Origin of the sequence: Psychrobacter sp. UBA6291 (genome assembly GCF_002439405.1) — a bacterium.
Lineage (GTDB): Bacteria > Pseudomonadota > Gammaproteobacteria > Pseudomonadales > Moraxellaceae > Psychrobacter > Psychrobacter faecalis.
On record NZ_DJUD01000025.1, the window covers coordinates 55,599 to 73,653 of the forward strand.

Genomic DNA, 18,055 nt, shown 5'->3' on the forward strand with positions numbered 1-18,055 from the left:
GCGGCTTATTTTTTTAAGCTCGACATAAATTTTGGTTAACTTGCAGTCTCTACCCCTACTGTATCTGGGAGTTGAAGCAGTAACCATTCTCGAAACTTACTGACACTAGGTGAAATATTATTTCTTCCCAAAGGCTCTAACATATAAAAGTTTTCTGAAGTGCGAAGCACCTTTTCTACTGGACGAATTAACACGCCACTCTTTATATAATCATCTACGAGCGATCCCCAAGCCAGAGCAATTCCTTGACCATTAATGGCTGCTTGAAGAAGCATCGTATAATTATTAATATTTACTTTATTTTTTGGTATAACTATAGGGTACTGCACAGCGTTAAACCATTCTGACCAAGTCATCCAATCCTTTCTTGATTCATCAAGATACAATAATGTCTTGGAAAAGATTTTCTCTGGTGATTTATCATCATTAAACTGTTCCAAATAATTTGAGCTGCAGACAGGAAAAACCTCTTCTGGAAATAATACAGTCGCTTTCATTCCCGAAGGCGGCGTATGACAATAAAATAGTGCAATGTCACAATCCATACTGTGTAAGTCAACGATATTATCAGTAGCTAGTATTCTTAAGTCTATACCTTCATTTTGCTGAAATGATGCAACTTTGGGTAATAGCCATAGTGCAGCCATAGCCTGTGTTGTTGCAATCGTCACTTGGTGATCACCTCGCCATTTTTTTATATCTCCTGTTGCTTGTGCAATATCAATAAGAGCGCTATAAACACTTTGGTAATACTGCAAGCCAGTAGGTGTCAAAGAGATTTTTCGATTTGCGCGAAAAAACAGCTCTTTACCTAAATACTCTTCTAACTGGCGTATTTGACGGCTCACAGCGCCTTGTGTGACGTTTAATTCTTCTGCGGCCTGTGTGAAGCTTTGATAGCGAGCTGCTACCTCAAAAACAATAAGGCTGTTCATCGGAGGCAATGGCTTGATTTTCATCGACATTCCTAATTTGTCATCTTCAAAATAGCTGATACTATTTTGTCTAACCTTATCCATTAGGTTATTTAGAAAGGTTACGCACAATTATAGTTTTATATAATCTAGCTTACCATTTCTAAGACCAAAGAGGTAAATTAGAAAACTCTCGCATATAGAGTATTAAAGTCACAAATGAATTAAGATATCTGTTGTTCTACTTACCAATTATTTTCATTATTAAAAAACCCTTTGGCATTTCTACTCAAAGGGTTTGAAAGTTCTTTTTATGTTTTAGACTATCCCATGTACCTCTTTCCAGTTGCCAGGATGTACGACATAGCCAAACAAAGCATGACCACCATAAATAAGTTTTGTATCTTCAGGGATCCATAACATCTGCCCAGGACGAACCTCGTATTTTTGACCATTAGCGGTTAATTCAAAACACCCCTCTATAACAAAAATCACTTCATCATAAAGTACTTGCCATGAAACTTCAGCGCCTTCCCAACGAGCAAAGCCTATGCCTATATTTGGTGATACATCAGGTGTCAAAGCTCTAGCTACGTAAGCCATACCTGGAGAGTCACCACGTACACTAAAATCAAGGTTATTGCTATCTATTAGTCTAACTTCGCTCATAATTTAATCCTGCTAATTCCTACAGTTCGCTGCGACTTTGCCACTTCGCAAGGTTAATACGGAACTTAACGCCTAATCCTAAAAATGGTTCTGGCGGATTCAAGCTTGGCATACCAGTAACATACTGAATATCGTTTAAATTTTGAGAATCCGCACCTACTACAAGATCAGCAAGCAACGTACCGGAAATGGTCCCCCATGCAGCGCCAACGCCGTTATCACAAGCACTTGCATAGACTCCATTTTCTAGCTCGCCGAAAAAATTAGTGAAGTTACGTGAAATGGCATAAACGCCTCCCCATGTATGAGTCAAAGGAACTTCTGCTAGCTCAGGATAACGTGCTAGGAATGCTTTTCGATGGTCAGTCTGAACCCATTGACGCGTTTCATCACCAATACTGTTGCCATATTTCGGAACATGCTTATAGGTATTACGAATGAGAATTCGGCGGTCAGCAGTCATACGTAATGTCGTTCCTGCATGATCCGCTGGCGTTAACCCCCAGTTTAATTCCCCTTTATATATCTTCATTTCTGCATCAGTTAACGGACGAGTCCAACTGGCAAATGTCATCACAGGTAATAGACGATTTTTGAGGTAGCCAAATTCTTTTGTGAAAATGCTAGTTGCCAATAATAATTTAGGAGTTGTAATCGTTCCATGATCCCCGTGAAGTATCCATTGACCATCTGATTTTTGTAGATTTTGAATGGGCGACTCTTCTAGCAAATCAATATTTTCAGGTAGACTCTTACCCATACCTTGAACTAAAGCAGCAGGTTGCATAAGGTATGAGCCAGGGGTGAAAATGGCGCGGCTATAATAACCGGTTCCAAGAACCTTAGTGAGCTCTGCTTTTTCTACCCAGCGATAAGGCTCACCTAAATTTTTCATTAGATGTTCAAAATGATTTAGGTGTGCTTCTCCACGTGCGCCGACTGCACCTTGATATTTACCTGCAGCTGACCATTGGCAATCAATGTTATATTTCTCTACCAAGCTTTGTAATTGGGCTATCGCTGTTCTATTTAAGCTTAATAGTTTTTGTTTGAGTTCAGGATCAGGATGTTCTAACGAAAACTTATGCGGGGAATCTATAACAAAACCAGAGTTACGCCCTGATGCACCTTCTGCGACACGTTGAGCATCTACTAAAATAATACGTGCATTCGGTTTTAGCTCAGCCAATCTTCTTGCAGCTGCTAGTCCCGCAAATCCAGCACCAATAATGGCATAGTCTGCTTTTTGTTGACCAACTAACTTTTTCGCTGGGGCTACGGGGGGCAAAACTGAATACCAACCACAGCTTTTGTCATCGTTAGGTAAATTAACCATCTCTTATATCCTCAAGCCGCAGTTTTATTTAGGTTTAACTTTTCAAGCCATTGATTACGCTGACCTTGTAATTTAGCTCCCAGTAATGCAAACCCCTTTAAAATACCTGCCTCATCATAAAATTCAGCCGATAATTCTTGTCCATGCTGCTCGATATACCACTCGCCTGTGCCAACACTCGGCAATATGCTGAGCGGCAAAATAGGTGTTTTGACGATAACGGGCGTGACTTTCAATGTAGCCGGCGTTGGTTTGCCTAATAGACTATTTACCAAAGAAGGAAGCGCCTGGTTAATAGGATTAATATAAGGTGCCCACTGACCATCCACTTCAGCACAATCACCCAATGCATAAATTGCAGGGTCACTGGTTCGATGATTTAGATCGGTATGAATGCCTCGGCCTGTAATTAACCCTGCCGACTGAGCTAGCGCAATACTTGGTCGCAAACCTACTGCACTAAGCACTATATCAGTCTCTATACATTGCCCATCTTGTAGAGTTAATTGATAACGGTCATTGAATGTTTGTACCGAACTGATACTATTTTGCAGCTTCCATTCAACACCAATTCCACTCAAAGCTTGTTGCAGAGCTCTACCTAACGGCTGTGGAATTAGTCTCTCCATAGCCCATTCGCCTAACCCCACGACCGTTACATTCACACCATGTGCTGCTAAGTCATTAGCAAACTCACAACCAATAAGACCATCACCTAAAATCGTGACATGTTTTTTATCAGTTAACTGTGTGCGGAAGTTTTTATAGCCTGCTAAATCATTAACACTTAAGAGAGCAGATTGTTCACCTTCAACAGGAATGACAATTGGTGTAGCGCCCGTCGCTAACACCAAGCGACCGTAAGTGTATTCACCAATGGTGGTATAGAGCCTTTTGTGTAAACGATCAATGCGCTCAATACGAGTATGTGCATACACACGGATATTCAAACGTCGCTCCCAACTGAGCGCTGATTCTCTAACTAGGTCATCACAGCTTTTACCTAAAGCAAGGGCATTAGATAAAGCAGGCTTACTATAGACAGCACCATCATCGGCAGTAAATAAAGTAATAGACAAGTCTGGTGACTGGCTACGTAACGCTGAAGCTAGTTGATAGCCAGCATGTCCGCTACCAATAATCACGACGGGTTCTATAACATTAGCCACTGCTGGCTCAAGGGCGTCAGCATCGATAGCGTCTGCTTCTTCATCAAGCTCATCAGTAATGTCTAACATCTCAAAGTCAGCTTTACCTACTTGGCAATCAGGACACAGCCAATCATCAGGAACATCTTCCCATTTTGTACCGGGCTCGATGCCATCAGCAGGCCAACCTTTAGCCTCATCATAGATCAAGCCACAGACGACACATAACCAAGTCTTCATGCTACTTACTCCCTTACCGTATCACTGCTTATAACTACTTATGATGATTCAGACGAATACCTATATTGCGCGTCTGTACATAACTGTAGATGGCTTCCTGCCCTTTTTCTCGACCAAAACCTGATAACCCAATGCCGCCAAATGGTGTCTCCACTCCACCTGCAAACCATTCATTAATAAATATTTGCCCAGCGATGAGCTTATTGGCTACCCGCATTGTTTGATTCAGACTTTCTCCAAACACGCCCGCAACTAAACCGAAGTCTGTACCATTGGCCATCTCGACTGCTTGATCTTCATCATCAAACGGCATTATGGCTAAGACTGGGCCAAAAACCTCTTGTTGAGTGATTCTCATATCTTGGTCAGCTTCAATAATAGTTGGTGCGACAAAATACCCTTTTAGCTCTGACGCCTCTCCACCTGTCAATATGGTGGCTCCTTCTTGACGAGCAGCTTCAATCATCGTTAATACTTGCTGTTGCTGACTTTCGGATACCAAAGGTGTAAGCTCTGAATTGTGTGCGCCGTCACCAATCTTTAAGCTCTTCGCCAACTCTACTACAGCTTTTTTAACCTCATCGTAACGACTGCGGTGCACCAATAAGCGTGACATTGCTGAACAAACCTGCCCAGAATTATAAAAAATACCGAGCTTGACACTGCTTAGCAAAGTATCCAAATCTACATCAGCTAACGCAATGGCTGCCGACTTGCCGCCTAACTCCATAACGGAAGGGGTAGCACGCTCTGCGGCATCCTTCAGAATACGTTGCCCTGTCGCGACAGAACCGGTAAATACAATTTGATCGACTTCTGCATGCTTGACTAAGTGACTACCAATCTCTGAGCCTGTACCACACAGCAAGTTTATTGCGCCTTGTGGAAAACCTGCTCTTTCAATCGCCTTGAACAGTAAGGTCATCGCAAGTGGCGAAACCTCAGGAGACTTCACCACGACTGCATTCCCTGCGGCTAAAGCGGGTGCTAATGAGCGTGCACAAATAGATACAGGGAAGTTCCAGGGAACAATTTGTACGGACACTCCCATAGGGATATATTGCGTAAAATTAATATAATCCTTGCCTAAAGGGACGGAAATCCCTTCGATTTTATCGGTGATTCCTGCGTAATACTCAAAATAACGCGCGGACTCAATGAGCTCATCACGAGCGGTATCCAAGTTTTTGCCATTCTCTAAACACAGTATCAAAGCCGCTTCTTCGGTAATTTGTCGAATCTCTTCTGCTGCTTTAAGCATCCATGTCACACGCTGTGCAGGACGTACATTAGTTAGGAGGCCTTGATTAACACAGCGTCTTGCCGCAGTCATGGCTAAATCCGCATCTTTTATACTTGCCTGGGCAACTGTGGCGTAGGCCTCGCCAGAGGCTGGGTTTATAACCTCCAATTGACGGGACGAATCCCGCCATTGTCCATCAATATAATTGAGGTAGTGTTGCATCTTATGCCACCTTCTCTAAAGCTGCTTTGGCTTGTGTAGCGAGCCATTTTTGGAAGAAGTGGGTTGGTAAATCCATCTCAGGTGAGAAAACGCCGCCTCCAAATCCAGGAGAATGGCGGCCTTTTTGTAAGCCTTCAACTGCCGTAATATCTTCACTAAAGACTACACGCCAGGACTCCAACGTCGCTGTACGGCAGGCCGCATAATCGTCTTTAGCGGATTCATCACTTACAAAATACAAACGTAGTCTTTCCGTCGTTTTTTCTGCGCTAATGGGATCAATCATCATCGCAAACACGTGATCAGCCTGAATACCTAATAGTACGTTTGGAAATAGAGATACGTATTCGGCATGGCGCAATTTGTCCTCAGGCCAACTTTCAAACTTTGGCAAGTGAGTTCCTTGAGTATCTGACAGATTGTATTTATAACTGCCTTGACCCGCAAAGCGCTCCTCAAACATAATGTTATAGTGATCTTCTAGCTTAGAATACGTATTTAATGCAGGATGCACCCAAGGCAGATGGTAAGCCTCACAGTAATTTTCAACGGTCAGCTTCCAGTTACTTTCCACTTCTATTTCTATACCTTCACTCATATTGACCCGACGCACTTGATCTAAACCATTCTCACCCCAAAATGGCTTCCAGCGTTCTTCTAATGGAGCGATATGTTCTTCAAAAGGCGCGGCATCTTCAGAGATATTGATGAATACCATATCCATCCAGATAGCGGAACGCAATGCTCGCAGTCCATGGTCTTCACATTTGAAGCGCTCATCTTTATGTTTGCCTATGCCACCTACGTGTGGTGTACCTTTAAGATTACCATCTAGATCATAACTCCAAGAATGATACGGGCAGCGGATAACGCCTTGCACCACGCCTTCTTCATGAACTAATTGCATACCACGGTGACTACAAACATTATGAAACACCTGTACCGCGCCTTCCTTGTTGCGCATCATCAGTAATGGAAGACCCATAAACTCAACAGGTTTTATATAGCCATTTTTAATAAGATCAGAGGCGAAGCCAATACAGACCCAAGTTTTACTTAGAATGTTATCGCGTTCAAACTTGAAGTAATCTTCACTGATATAAACCGTATTAGGCATACCGTGTGCTTCGGTAATAGGATTTAAGACGCTATCGACTTGCTGAATAGAGATGAGTTTTTGGTTGGCGTTTTTCATGTAAATTACTCCCTGTAGGTGAATGACGCATGACTTCCCTGCGTTGGCTGTAGCCATTCATTAGCACTGTGTGCTGCTTAGTAGAGATTCTGCTAGAGATCGCAGAGATTGACAAACGACTTTTTTGCTAGGTATATATGAGTTTTTATCATGGATTATTAAATTTATTTTTAATATCGCGCTTCTATGACTAAAGCTCACGTATCCATGAGAATAAATAGTTTGATAAGCCTTAGCAGTTAGCACTACTCTAAACCTCTCATACGTACAGCTAATTATGGATAGTAAGTTGTCGTAATATACTCAAGGAGGAGTCATGCTAGCTACAACAGGCATCTTTAAGGGATTAAACCCAACCATAACGGTGGTCTCAAAAGTATTAGTGATAGCTTTTGTATTATTTTGCGCTCTTCAGGCAGAACAAGCTGGCGTTGCCTTTGAAAGCATTTCAACGATGCTCTTACAAAATTTCAAATGGTTTTATATTTTCTTGATGACGGGCGTTGTGGGGTTTTTATTCTTTGTTATGTTCAGCCGTCTCGGACATATACGTTTAGGCAAAGATAATGAAGATCCAGAATTTAGCTTTGTTAGTTGGATCTCAATGCTTTTTTCTGGTGGTATGGGGGTGGGTTTGGTGTTTTGGTCTGCCGCTGAACCTATTAACCATTATATGAGCAATCCTTTTGCTGCTAATTTAAGTGACGAATCTGCCAGTATGGCTATGCAGCTCACTTTTTTTCATTGGGGATTGCATCCGTGGGCGATATTCTGTATCACTGCGTTAGCCTTGGCTTATTTTAGTTATCGGAAAGGATTGCCGTTCAGTTTGCGTTCTATACTTTATCCAGTGATTGGTGATCGTATTTATGGGCCTATTGGACACATTATTGATATTTGCACCATTGTCGTCACAGCTTTTGGCATTGCTCAATCTCTTGGAATGAGCGTGCTGCAAGTGAATACGGGTTTAAGTCAAGTATTTGGTATTGAGAACGGGTTATCCAATCAGCTTATCCTATTAGCAGTATTGTGTACGATTGCCACTTACTCTGCGGTGACAGGCGTTAATAAAGGAATGAAGTACTTATCCAATCTCAATATGTTATTGGCGCTCTCGTTGATTGTTATTCTTCTTTTTATCGGCCCAACTCGCTATATTCTGCATACTTTACTTGAAACCACAGGCAACTATACTCAAAATATCATAGGAATGAGTTTATGGAGTGATGCACAAAAAGATTCTGGGTGGCAAAACTGGTGGACGGCTTATTATTGGCCATGGTGGATGACCTGGGCGCCGTTTGTCGGTATGTTTGTCGCTCGCATTTCGAAAGGGCGTACTATCCGTGAACTGATTGGAGGAGTACTACTTGTACCTACCTTAATTACTGCTATCTGGATGTCGGTTATTGGCGGTTCCGCTTTGAAAGTTGAACAAGATGCTCGACACGCCTATGAAACTCAGGCAACAGCACTCGTAGAAACTGGCGCACCTGCTCAAGAAGCATTTATGGGTGGCCCCGTCGTTGAAGCGGTACAGCAAGACGCAACTTTCGCTCTATTCACAATGTTCAATAATATTGGTGGTGATTTAATAGGGCAGCTTCTAAGTATCTTAGCTTGTATCTTGCTAGCCACATTCTTAATAACTTCTGCAGATAGTGGAACCTATGTTTTATGCTTTCTTGACGCCGAAGGGGCACAGACTTCCCCTAAAAAGATGCGTGTCGTTTGGGGAGTATTAATTGCTATTATTGCCGGTGGTCTGCTCTATGCAGGAGGCTTAAAAGCCATGCAAACCGCCTCTATTATTGCAGGTTTTCCAATCTCCATCTTTCTCTTTATCATGTGTATCACTCTTTATAAAAGCTTAAACAAAGAAGCAGATAGGATAGAGAGCCATAGCGCTTTCAACTTACCAGTTAAAGCTGAAAAGAAAGATCTACTAAAAAAAGCGTCATAATGAAATACGCTTTATTTCCTTAGCATAGGAACTCTTAGGAGTTCCTATTTTTTACCTTTTAATCATAAATATTGTTATTTGCTCACTCATTCAAATATAGCTCTGCCATTCCATCAAGCCTAGCCTTTACTTCTTTCCAGTTCGGCATCACCTGCGTCAGTAAGCGCCAAAAGCGCTCGCTATGATTATATTCGGCTATATGACATAGCTCATGCAGGATGACATAATCAATGCATTCTCTTGGTGCTTTAACCAAATGAGGATTAAGTATTAGATTGCCTTTTGTAGAGCAACTGCCCCATTGTTTTTGCATTACTAAAACTTTGTATAACGGAACGTCTTTTACCCACGAAGCCTTTGGTAGTAAGGCTTTTAGTCTGGCGCTGAAGACGGTTTTAGCTCTGTTTTGATACCATTTATCCACCATATTTTTCACTTTTTCAGCTTGTATTTTATGATCTATTTGGTCATTATTTGGCTGCAAAAATACATTCAACTTACCGCGTCTGAGCTTCACACTAGGCTCAATCTCTACATCAGTTACTACTTTTAAGACATAACGACGACCCAAATAAAACTGGGTCTCACCACTGATATAACGCTTAGGCAATACATATTCTTTTTGCTTGGTGAAGTCTTGTAGGCTTTGCCATATCCAGCGAGCACGTTTCATCATAGCGTCATGTATCATCTCATCACTAGCATCAACAGGCGCTGTGGCGACTACGCGCTGATCAGGATGTACCTTGATGACCACTTTTCGGGGTTTGCGAGGCTTGGTATCATTAGTAACTAGCTTATCGCTTTTAGACTTATTTTTTGTGTCTTTACGCACTACTTCATAATGGATCTTATCTTCACCATAATAAAAGTCACCTCTCTCAGTCATTGCCTACTACCCTCTTGCTGCTCGTGGGCTACTTGTCTCTCTCGACAGCCCAAGTCGGGTGATCTTTAGCACTTCTTCAATGAGCTGTTGCGCTTTATCAATACCTAAGTCAGCAAACAACATTGGCAGTAATCGTCTATTAATCGCATTTTCAATCTCACTGGCATTGATGGAATATTCCGCCACATTGGTTTTCACTACTTCATCAATCTCAAAGGCGTAAGCGACCAGCTTGTCATTATCTAGCTCTTTATCCGCTAAGAAGTCAGCATCAAATAAATGCTTAAACAAACCAAAATAAGCCTGAGCATGCTTGTTTAATTTGCCATTATCATCAATAAAGTCATTCGGCACATCAGCGACATCACGATCTTTTACCGTTTGCTCAAAGTCAGCAAACATCATGTACTGCTTCACGGGTGCATCAAACATCGCCTTAGCTTCTTCAATGGCGTTTTTTAGGAGCTTAGAGAAGTACTCTTGCGCATACGGATCATCAGCCAGATCTTGCTCAATCATCTTAGTCACACGACCTGTAATTTTATCGGTTTGGTTGCGTGCTTCATCATCACTTAATTCTTCAGGCTTAACATCCTTACCTAAATTGCCGACCAAGTAAGCTCCTTTTGCCTCACGAACCTCAAGCCCTGCGATATGCTTATCGAGTAAGCTGCGAATATCCGCTTCATACTCATCATAATCGATGGTCTCATCAGCGTCTTCGCGCACTTGCTTACGTAGGTTAATAAAGGCTTTTAGATCGGCTTTGTAGCGATCACGCTTACTATCAAATGATTTGTCTTCAAAGAAAGATGCTGATTGGAGCGCAATCTTCATGGCGTTAGAAAATGCGGTCAAAGCCGCATAAAAGTCGTCACGCTCTTTAAGCTTGGTATCGACTACTCTGCCATCTACTTCCTGCATCTTTGGCGCAAGCACCTGCCTTAATGCTTGCCCATCTTGTTTGTTTTTGACCGATGAGAAGATAGCCCATAGCTCGCTATGTAGTCTTGGCAGTTGCTTGTACTCGGTGTCCATGGCGTTATATAAACCTTTGAGGTCTTCGATATCAAAGCCACCTTGCGTACGTTCCGCTAAGTCTTGGTATTTCTCAATGGTGATATCCAGCTCTTTTAGGATGCCACGATAATCAATCAGATAACCAAAGCGTTTTTTCTCATGCAAGCGGTTCACGCGTGCAATCGCCTGAATGAGGTTATGCTGCTTTAATGGCTTATCTATATATAGCACAGTGTTCTTGGGCTCATCAAAGCCCGTTAATAGCTTATCAACGACGATCATAATGTCAGGACCATCGTCCTGACTAAAGGCTTCTATGATGGCTTTGGTATACGCTTTTTCATCACCGCCGAAGTCTGCGGCGACATTATCTTGCCACCATCTTTGTACGATGTCTTTTGATTCGCCATCGACGGTGTCATGCCCTTCACGGGTATCAGGTGGTGACATAGCGACCACTGAGGTCACTTTGCCAATCTTATCTAATGCCATTTTATAGCGGATAGCTGAGGCTTTAGAATCACAAGCCAGTTGACCTTTTAGATACTGCTGTTTAAAGTTTTGGAAGTGATCAGAGATGTCATGAGCGATCAGCTCAATACGTCCTTCAACCTGATAGATTTGACCTTTTTGGGAGAACTTACGTTTTAGGTCGGTTTTTTGATCATTGGTGAGCTTTTGGGTAATACGATCAAACCATGCATCGATGGCTTGATCGTTGGTATTCAGCTCAGGGATACGCTCTTCGTAGAGCAATGGGGTGACGGTTTTATCTTTGACCGCTTGCTGCATGGTGTAGGAGTGAATGATGCTACCGAATTTGTTTTCGGTCTTATCGTCTTTAAGCAGTGGCGTACCCGTAAAAGCAATAAAGGCGGCGTTTGGTAGGGCTTGGCTCATGCGAATATTATTCTCACCGTTTTGGCTGCGGTGACCTTCATCGACCATGACGATGATATTCGGGCTGTCGTTATAGCATTCATCATACTTAACGGCTGAGCCAAACTTATTAATAATGGAGAAAATGACACGCTCGTTACCGCGACCGATTTGCTCAGCCAGCCGACGACCAGAGGTTGCCATGGCATCCTGACTATCGCGCTTACTGGTGATGACACCACCAGACTTAAAGGTATTGCTCAATTGGGTTTCCAGATCGACACGATCCGTGACGACAATAATGCGACACTTCGCGAGCTCCTTTAACCAAATAAGCGCTTTAGAGAAGAACACCATAGTGAAAGACTTACCACTACCTGTGGTATGCCAAATAACTCCACCCTCACGACTGCCCTTTTCGTCAAAGCTACTGATACGTTTAATCAGAGCTTTGATACCAAATACTTGCTGATAACGGGCAACAATTTTCCCCGCCTTTTTATCAAACAAGGTAAACAGGCGCATCATCTCAAGCAGACGCTCAGGCTTTAATAAGCTTATGATTAAGCGGTCTTGATCAGTAACTTGCAGGTCACCGCCATTAATCAGCGATAGGTAATCTCTCTTAGCAGAAGCAGGACGATGATCAAATAAAATATTGATCTGATCGTTACTAAGCGTTTGATTTTTTAGACGGTTGAACTCAGGCTCAGAGATTTCTTCTTCGACCCATTTTGCCCAAAACTTCTCAGGCGTTTTGCAAGTCCCGTATAAACTGTCATTACCATTGACTGCTATTAGTAACTGGCTATAAGCAAATAAATGCGGGATTTCTTTTGGCTTTTGATTGCGAATATGCTGGGACACCGCTTGCGCATTGGTCGACTGCCCTTCTCTACTGGAATCAGGACGTTTGGCTTCAATCACTGCCAGCGGTAGACCATTTACAAAACAGACGATATCAGGTTTACGACTGTTCGTACCTTCACTATTTTGTACGACAAACTCTTCGGTCACGTGAAAGCTATTATTATCGATATTATTCCAATCGATCAAACTGATGGTTTGCGCGGTTTTTTTACCGTCGATAAACTCGGTCACCGTCACACCATAAAGCATAGCGTTATAGAGCTTTTCATTGGCGAGCTGCAAGCCTAAGTTCATAGCTGGGTTTAGCTCATGCATGATCTTATCAATGGCGCTGTCTGATAGATGATGCGGCGCGCCTTCAAACATAAAAGTTTGCTTGGCCAAAAACGCACGCATGATTGGCAGTAAAACTACTTGGTTGGTGGCTTTATTTGCATTCGCCTGATTAGCTAGTAGTTTATTGCTACGCATGGAGCTGCATTGGCTTGGCGGAATAAACTGATAGCCTAGCGTGGTGAGCAAGGTTAAGGCAGGGATTTTTGAGCTGAATTCTTCTTGGAAGTTGATGCTGGGATTGGTCATATTATTAGTCCTGTAGAATAGTAAACAACCAACTCGAAAGCTTGTTTCTTATCCACTTGAATATACCAAATAGATTGATACCAAAGAAGTTACCTAGAATACCTAACACTATTGTTATAGTAGTCGCAAGTCCAGTTGCATAACCTGTCAGCAAGTATTTAGTATAAGGCTCTTTTATATCCTGAGGTAATATGCTGGAAGGTAGGTTAATGAAAGTAGTCCAAACAACAGCTACAAATACGACTATAGCAATTAATACAGCGAACATTAAAGCTATAATATCAGCTATCTTTTTATGCTTAGTCTCTAACCTAACTAGCTTTTGTTGATTTATATTAGAGTCTCCTTGCACCCTCAATATCTCACTATCACTCTGTTCTTTCAGAGCAGCGATTTCGTTATCTTTCTCTTTCTTTATATCTTCAATCTCTTTATCTTTTTCTGCAATATTCTTCTTCTTTATGCTCTCAACAATATCAAAAATATCTTCCTCTGAAAAATCTTCACCAACATCAACAGAAACATCATGCACCATAGTAAGTAAGTCAGAATCCCAACGAACTAGAACAAAATCATCTTCTGTAATTTTCCCCTGTTTTTCTAAACCTTTTAACTTTTTAACAAAACTAGCCCAAAAATTATCATCTTTATATAAAAGACCATAAGCTGATGAAATGACCTGTTCCATTGGTAAATCTCCGAATAATTCTGGACGTTTAAGCCAAAACATTGCAGTCATCCATTGTTCAGAAACTATTAAAGGAATAAAACTTTCAGGGATTTCATCTTTAAAAAATTTATTCGCCACGTTTACTAATCTTGTATTAGGTGTGACAAATATTGGTAGCTTTTGGTCTAGATCTTTTGCCAACTTACCTTCACGCATATTATGTATTCTTGATATACAGATAGTATCGTGTGTAAGATTTTTAGATTCTTTAAAACTAGAAGCTATTGATTCTTCAAGTGCAACTTCATCACATTGAAATCGCTGATTAACTCTAAATCCATACTGTATAGCAAAACCAAGTTTTTCTATTGAGGATGTGAGAAGTTTAACTTCAGTATCAAGTCTTTCTGCGTCATAGCCTGAACGTCGCAACATTTCTAACGTTTTAGTATTGAATCTTCTGAAATTCTTCTTTTTAAGATCATCTCTCCATGCACAAAGTAATTGTTCCGTCTCTTTAACTGTAATATCAAATACTTGAATATTAATACCAATATCTGAAAGTAGTGAGATAAATTCTTGTTGTGAACTTTGAGTCTGTTTACCGTTAAAGCCCAGTAATCCTACAATAATAGGGGTATCTATATATACCGTGATAGACTTATAGTCTTTCTTCTTTCCTATTTTATCGGCAAAACATAGATAATTAGCTAATAGCATACCTTTAACAAAGCGTTCAAAATGTTTCAATGTTGCATTGTTTGTTTTATGAATATGGCTGATAAAGGAAGCTGTTACATAATCTGTATTTTTAATTTTTTCATGCAACTCGTTTTTTTCATAACGCTTATTATCAGTTACACTTGATATATTTTTCTCAATAAACTCCATGATAAGAGAGTCACACTCTTCAGGAACAAGATTTTTACTGAATTCAGATGAAGCAAAGCTAGTGAAATCTCGTCTAAGAATTTCAAGGGAAGTAGTTGCATCGTCTTTTTTTTCGTGATAACCATTTGTCCACTTATTAATTTCTTGAGTGTTGGGAATAAAAACATGGTTCTCACGTTGAAGTAACTTTCTTTTTTTTGCTCTGGTCATAAAGACCTTGATTGCTGAAATCGGAGGTTTGAATCCAAACGATTGTTCTAACTCTTTTTGTAACATCAAAGGTGTAATTTCTAGTTCACCTAAATTTGATAGGGTCACTGCAATGAATGGTAGAAACAAATCAATTTCGTCAACAAATTTATCTGCCTTAAACGACTCTAATAAAGCTAACTGTACTAGTGGGTTATTTATCTCCATCAAGCGACCTTCCTTTTAACCAAAACCCTTTTCTTGCCCGTCAACAACACCTGCATCAGCGCCTTTTTCTCTTGCTGCAAATCAGCCAATTGCTGCTCAAGCAATTCAATTTCCTTATCGGCATTGGTTAACACGGTGGCGATTTTTTGTTGTTCTTCTAGATTTGGTAAAGGAACTTTGAAACCTCTGATTCTTGCTAACGCTAATTTTGGTTGAGCATTTTGTGTAGATTCAGCCTCTATATAACGTTGAATGATACTAGACATCATTACGTACAGAAGGAACGTTTTGTCGCATTTTATATTTGTTAATTTGTCAGCATTCTCAGTTAGATTAGCTCCATCAAGTTCATTAGGAATCTTGCCAACAATACCTAGTGTGCCAGCAACTGTTATAAACAAGTCATCTTTGCTGATAGTATAATTTTTAATTAATGGTGCAATTGATTCCGGAACATACTTAATATCTGAAAGGTCAACTCCTCCCATGTACATATCTGCAACTCTAATATATGGATTAGAAGTTTTGGCTTCAGAAAGTGCATTGCCTTTAGGTAAACGCTTTCCGCCTTTGACATCACAAACATCTTCTAAATCTACCCTATCCCACTCACCCTCAAACCTTTCCCCCTCATCATCAAGTAAACGCTTTTTACCCGTCAGCAACTGCTGCATCAAGGCTTTTTTCTGCTGCGTACTATTCTCAATTAGACGCTCGGTTATGCTAATCGCTTTATCCCAAGTGGTTAGGATTTTGGCGATTTTTTGTTGTTCTGGAAGGGGTGGAGTATTTATTTTATAAATCTGAATAAAATCGGTAGTTACACGTCTATGACCTGCTGAACCTTGCATATTCATAGTGCCCTTAGCTCTAAAGGCATCAGTTCTAGTTAGGTAATAAATGAACTTAGGATCTGTATTTTCTTTAGCCCGCAATACATGAAACTCTGTACTCCCAAATCCTATACCATTAACAAGAGTATGAGCTAAAGCGCCTTTACCATTTTCAAAACAAGGTGTTATCTTAGCGACTAAGACATCTTTGTCTTTAAATGATGTAAAGCCTTTAGAGACTTCATCATATGTTTTCGTTTCTGTAGAAATAATCTGACCATCTTCTGAGACTTGACTCATCGAGATAAATGAAACTAATTCATCACTAGGTTTTGATGGTTTTTTAGGATTTATTTCGCATAGCTCATTTAACTTCTTAACCTCCCAACCACTAGGCGTCATAACCTAACTCCTTTAAATATCCTGCCATCTCATCCTCTAACAGGTTTAATTCGGCTTTAAGCGCCAAACGCTCAGCACGAACCGCCTCCAAATTAATCTCCGCCTCCTCTTCAAAGGTATCGACATAGCGTGGGATATTTAGGTTAAAGTCATTTTCTTTAATTTCATCAAAGCTCGCTAGATATGCATATTTATCAACGCTTTCCCGCGCTTTATACGTCTCAATAATCCTAGCAATATTGTCTTCAGTCAGCTGGTTTTGGTTTTTACCCGATTTAAACTCATTGCTCGCATCGATAAATAAGACTTTGTCGTCAGACTTATTCTTTTTAAATAATAAAATAGCCGCTGGAATCCCCGTTCCAAAGAACAGCTTTTCAGGCAGACCAATCACTGTATCGAGCAGGTTTTCTTCGATGAGTTGCTGACGGATTTTGCCCTCAGACGACGCACGGAACAGCACGCCATGCGGTACGACCACGCCCATACGACCAGTACTTGCTTTAAGCGTTTCAATCATATGACTGATAAAAGCATAGTCGCCTTTAGTCTTGGGCGGTACACCGCGATGGAAGCGACCATAGGGATCGCTGCTGGCATCTTCATAACCCCATTTATCTAGTGAAAACGGCGGATTGGCAGTGACCACATCGAACTGGAGTAAGTGACCGTCTTTATCGAGTAGCAGCGGATTACGGATGGTATCGCCCCATTCGATTCGGTGGTTGTCCTCACCGTGTAGGAACATATTCATCTTGGCCAGTGCCCATGTCGAGCCAATGGCTTCTTGACCGTATAGCGCGTACTTCTTAGAATTTGAGTTTTTGCGTACCATCGCCCCGCATTTGATGAGCAGCGACCCTGAACCACAAGCAGGATCACAGATCTCATCGCCTTCCACAGGCTCAAGGATAGTCGCCAGTAAGTTCGATACTTCGGGCGGTGTATAAAACTCACCAGCCGTTGCGCCACTACTGGCGGCAAAGTGCTTGATTAAGAACTCGTACGCATTACCAATCACGTCCAAGCTACCAACGCGCTCAACGCTTAGGTTAAGAATATCTTTGCCAAAGTCTTCTAATAAATGCCGCAGTAATTCGTTCTTTTGCTTTTCTTGACCGAGTTTATCAGTGTTAAAGCTAATGTCTTGGAAGACGTTTTTGAGCTTAGTACCGTTAGCCTCCTCAATCGCATGAAGCGCTTCATCGATACGTTGACCGTTGCCTGGCTGATGACGCTGCTCGTATAGATCCCAAAAGCTTGCGCCCTCAGGTAAGACAAAACGCTGCTTGGACATCATGGCATGGATCAGTTCTGGGTTGTCGCCAAACTGCTCAACCAGTTTGTTGTACTCATCACGATAGACGTCGGATAGATACTTGAGAAACAGCATGGTCAAAATAAAGTCTTTATAGGTATCAGCGCTGATGACGCCACGGAAGGTGTCACAGGCGTTCCATACGGCTTTGTTGATATCGTCTTGATTGATTTGGTTAATACTATTAGGTGCGCTGGTTGGCATTTATAGTTCCTAAATACTTTGGAAGGTAAGAGTTTTTATAGTGTGGTAATGATAGCAGGGTCTAAAGCAGTTGGCAGATGTCATTGCTTAAAAACTCGATTACGGTAGACACTGTTAGAGTACGACGCATAATTCGTATCATGCTTT

The 18,055-nt window shown here is 41.3% G+C and carries 12 protein-coding genes; 1 reads left to right on the forward strand and 11 read right to left on the reverse strand.

Features of this window, described 5'->3' with window-relative positions; translation table 11 throughout:
• Positions 1-35: 35 nt before the first annotated feature.
• The 6 genes from B3R91_RS04490 to B3R91_RS04515 form a co-directional block, all read right to left on the reverse strand.
• Positions 36-959, reverse strand: coding sequence for a LysR substrate-binding domain-containing protein (locus tag B3R91_RS04490; RefSeq protein ID WP_286796637.1), 924 nt, complete (start codon positions 957-959; stop codon positions 36-38).
• A 273-nt stretch (positions 960-1,232) separates the two neighbouring features.
• Entirely contained in the window at positions 1,233-1,583 is a 351-nt protein-coding gene (locus tag B3R91_RS04495; protein WP_286796638.1) for an ethanolamine utilization protein EutQ, read from the reverse strand.
• 19 nt (positions 1,584-1,602) lie between these two features.
• Positions 1,603-2,919, reverse strand: coding sequence for an NAD(P)/FAD-dependent oxidoreductase (locus tag B3R91_RS04500; RefSeq protein ID WP_286796639.1), 1,317 nt, complete (start codon positions 2,917-2,919; stop codon positions 1,603-1,605).
• An 11-nt stretch (positions 2,920-2,930) separates the two neighbouring features.
• Positions 2,931-4,307, reverse strand: coding sequence for an FAD-dependent oxidoreductase (locus tag B3R91_RS04505; RefSeq protein ID WP_286796640.1), 1,377 nt, complete (start codon positions 4,305-4,307; stop codon positions 2,931-2,933).
• 34 nt (positions 4,308-4,341) lie between these two features.
• The gene (locus B3R91_RS04510) at positions 4,342-5,772 is read right to left on the reverse strand and encodes an aldehyde dehydrogenase family protein (protein WP_286796641.1); all 1,431 of its coding nucleotides are present in this window, start codon (positions 5,770-5,772) and stop codon (positions 4,342-4,344) included.
• 1 nt (position 5,773) lies between these two features.
• Complete coding sequence (locus tag B3R91_RS04515; protein ID WP_286796642.1) at positions 5,774-6,967, reverse strand: aromatic ring-hydroxylating oxygenase subunit alpha; 1,194 nt, start codon at positions 6,965-6,967, stop codon at positions 5,774-5,776.
• Positions 6,968-7,283: 316 nt separating this feature from the next.
• On the opposite strand from B3R91_RS04515, the gene B3R91_RS04520 reads away from it, so the two are divergent.
• A complete protein-coding gene (locus B3R91_RS04520; RefSeq protein WP_286796643.1) occupies positions 7,284-8,933 on the forward strand; it encodes a BCCT family transporter in 1,650 nt (549 codons plus the stop codon).
• Positions 8,934-9,015: 82 nt separating this feature from the next.
• Here B3R91_RS04520 and B3R91_RS04525 read toward each other — a convergent pair whose 3' ends face one another.
• From B3R91_RS04525 to B3R91_RS04545, 5 genes are read right to left on the reverse strand one after another with little or no spacing between them, the layout of a single operon-like run.
• The gene (locus tag B3R91_RS04525) at positions 9,016-9,822 is read right to left on the reverse strand and encodes a M48 family metallopeptidase (protein ID WP_286796644.1); all 807 of its coding nucleotides are present in this window, start codon (positions 9,820-9,822) and stop codon (positions 9,016-9,018) included.
• 6 nt (positions 9,823-9,828) lie between these two features.
• On the reverse strand, positions 9,829-13,173 hold the full coding sequence (locus B3R91_RS04530; protein ID WP_286796645.1) for a type I restriction endonuclease subunit R: 3,345 nt from the start codon (positions 13,171-13,173) through the stop codon (positions 9,829-9,831).
• A gap of 4 nt (positions 13,174-13,177) precedes the next feature.
• Positions 13,178-15,151 carry a hypothetical protein gene (locus B3R91_RS04535; protein ID WP_286796646.1) on the reverse strand — a complete coding sequence of 658 codons (1,974 nt, stop codon included), beginning with the start codon at positions 15,149-15,151 and terminating at the stop codon, positions 13,178-13,180.
• A complete protein-coding gene (locus B3R91_RS04540) occupies positions 15,151-16,386 on the reverse strand; it encodes a restriction endonuclease subunit S (RefSeq protein WP_286796647.1) in 1,236 nt (411 codons plus the stop codon). Before B3R91_RS04540 ends, B3R91_RS04535 begins: the two co-directional genes overlap by 1 nt.
• A complete protein-coding gene (locus B3R91_RS04545) occupies positions 16,376-17,908 on the reverse strand; it encodes a type I restriction-modification system subunit M (protein WP_286796648.1) in 1,533 nt (510 codons plus the stop codon). Before B3R91_RS04545 ends, B3R91_RS04540 begins: the two co-directional genes overlap by 11 nt.
• Between the last annotated feature and the right edge of the window lie 147 nt (positions 17,909-18,055).

Excerpts from the sequence above, each read along its gene's own strand:
- B3R91_RS04500 (WP_286796639.1), bottom strand. The coding sequence starts at position 2,919 with ATGGTTAATTTACCTAACGATGACAAAAGCTGTGGTTGGTATTCAGTT.
- B3R91_RS04535 (WP_286796646.1), bottom strand. The coding sequence starts at position 15,151 with ATGGAGATAAATAACCCACTAGTACAGTTAGCTTTATTAGAGTCGTTT.
- B3R91_RS04490 (WP_286796637.1), bottom strand. The coding sequence starts at position 959 with ATGAAAATCAAGCCATTGCCTCCGATGAACAGCCTTATTGTTTTTGAG.
- B3R91_RS04520 (WP_286796643.1), top strand. The coding sequence starts at position 7,284 with ATGCTAGCTACAACAGGCATCTTTAAGGGATTAAACCCAACCATAACG.
- B3R91_RS04515 (WP_286796642.1), bottom strand. The coding sequence starts at position 6,967 with ATGAAAAACGCCAACCAAAAACTCATCTCTATTCAGCAAGTCGATAGC.
- B3R91_RS04530 (WP_286796645.1), bottom strand. The coding sequence starts at position 13,173 with ATGACCAATCCCAGCATCAACTTCCAAGAAGAATTCAGCTCAAAAATC.
- B3R91_RS04545 (WP_286796648.1), bottom strand. The coding sequence starts at position 17,908 with ATGCCAACCAGCGCACCTAATAGTATTAACCAAATCAATCAAGACGAT.
- B3R91_RS04510 (WP_286796641.1), bottom strand. The coding sequence starts at position 5,772 with ATGCAACACTACCTCAATTATATTGATGGACAATGGCGGGATTCGTCC.
- B3R91_RS04505 (WP_286796640.1), bottom strand. The coding sequence starts at position 4,307 with ATGAAGACTTGGTTATGTGTCGTCTGTGGCTTGATCTATGATGAGGCT.
- B3R91_RS04540 (WP_286796647.1), bottom strand. The coding sequence starts at position 16,386 with ATGACGCCTAGTGGTTGGGAGGTTAAGAAGTTAAATGAGCTATGCGAA.
- B3R91_RS04495 (WP_286796638.1), bottom strand. The coding sequence starts at position 1,583 with ATGAGCGAAGTTAGACTAATAGATAGCAATAACCTTGATTTTAGTGTA.
- B3R91_RS04525 (WP_286796644.1), bottom strand. The coding sequence starts at position 9,822 with ATGACTGAGAGAGGTGACTTTTATTATGGTGAAGATAAGATCCATTAT.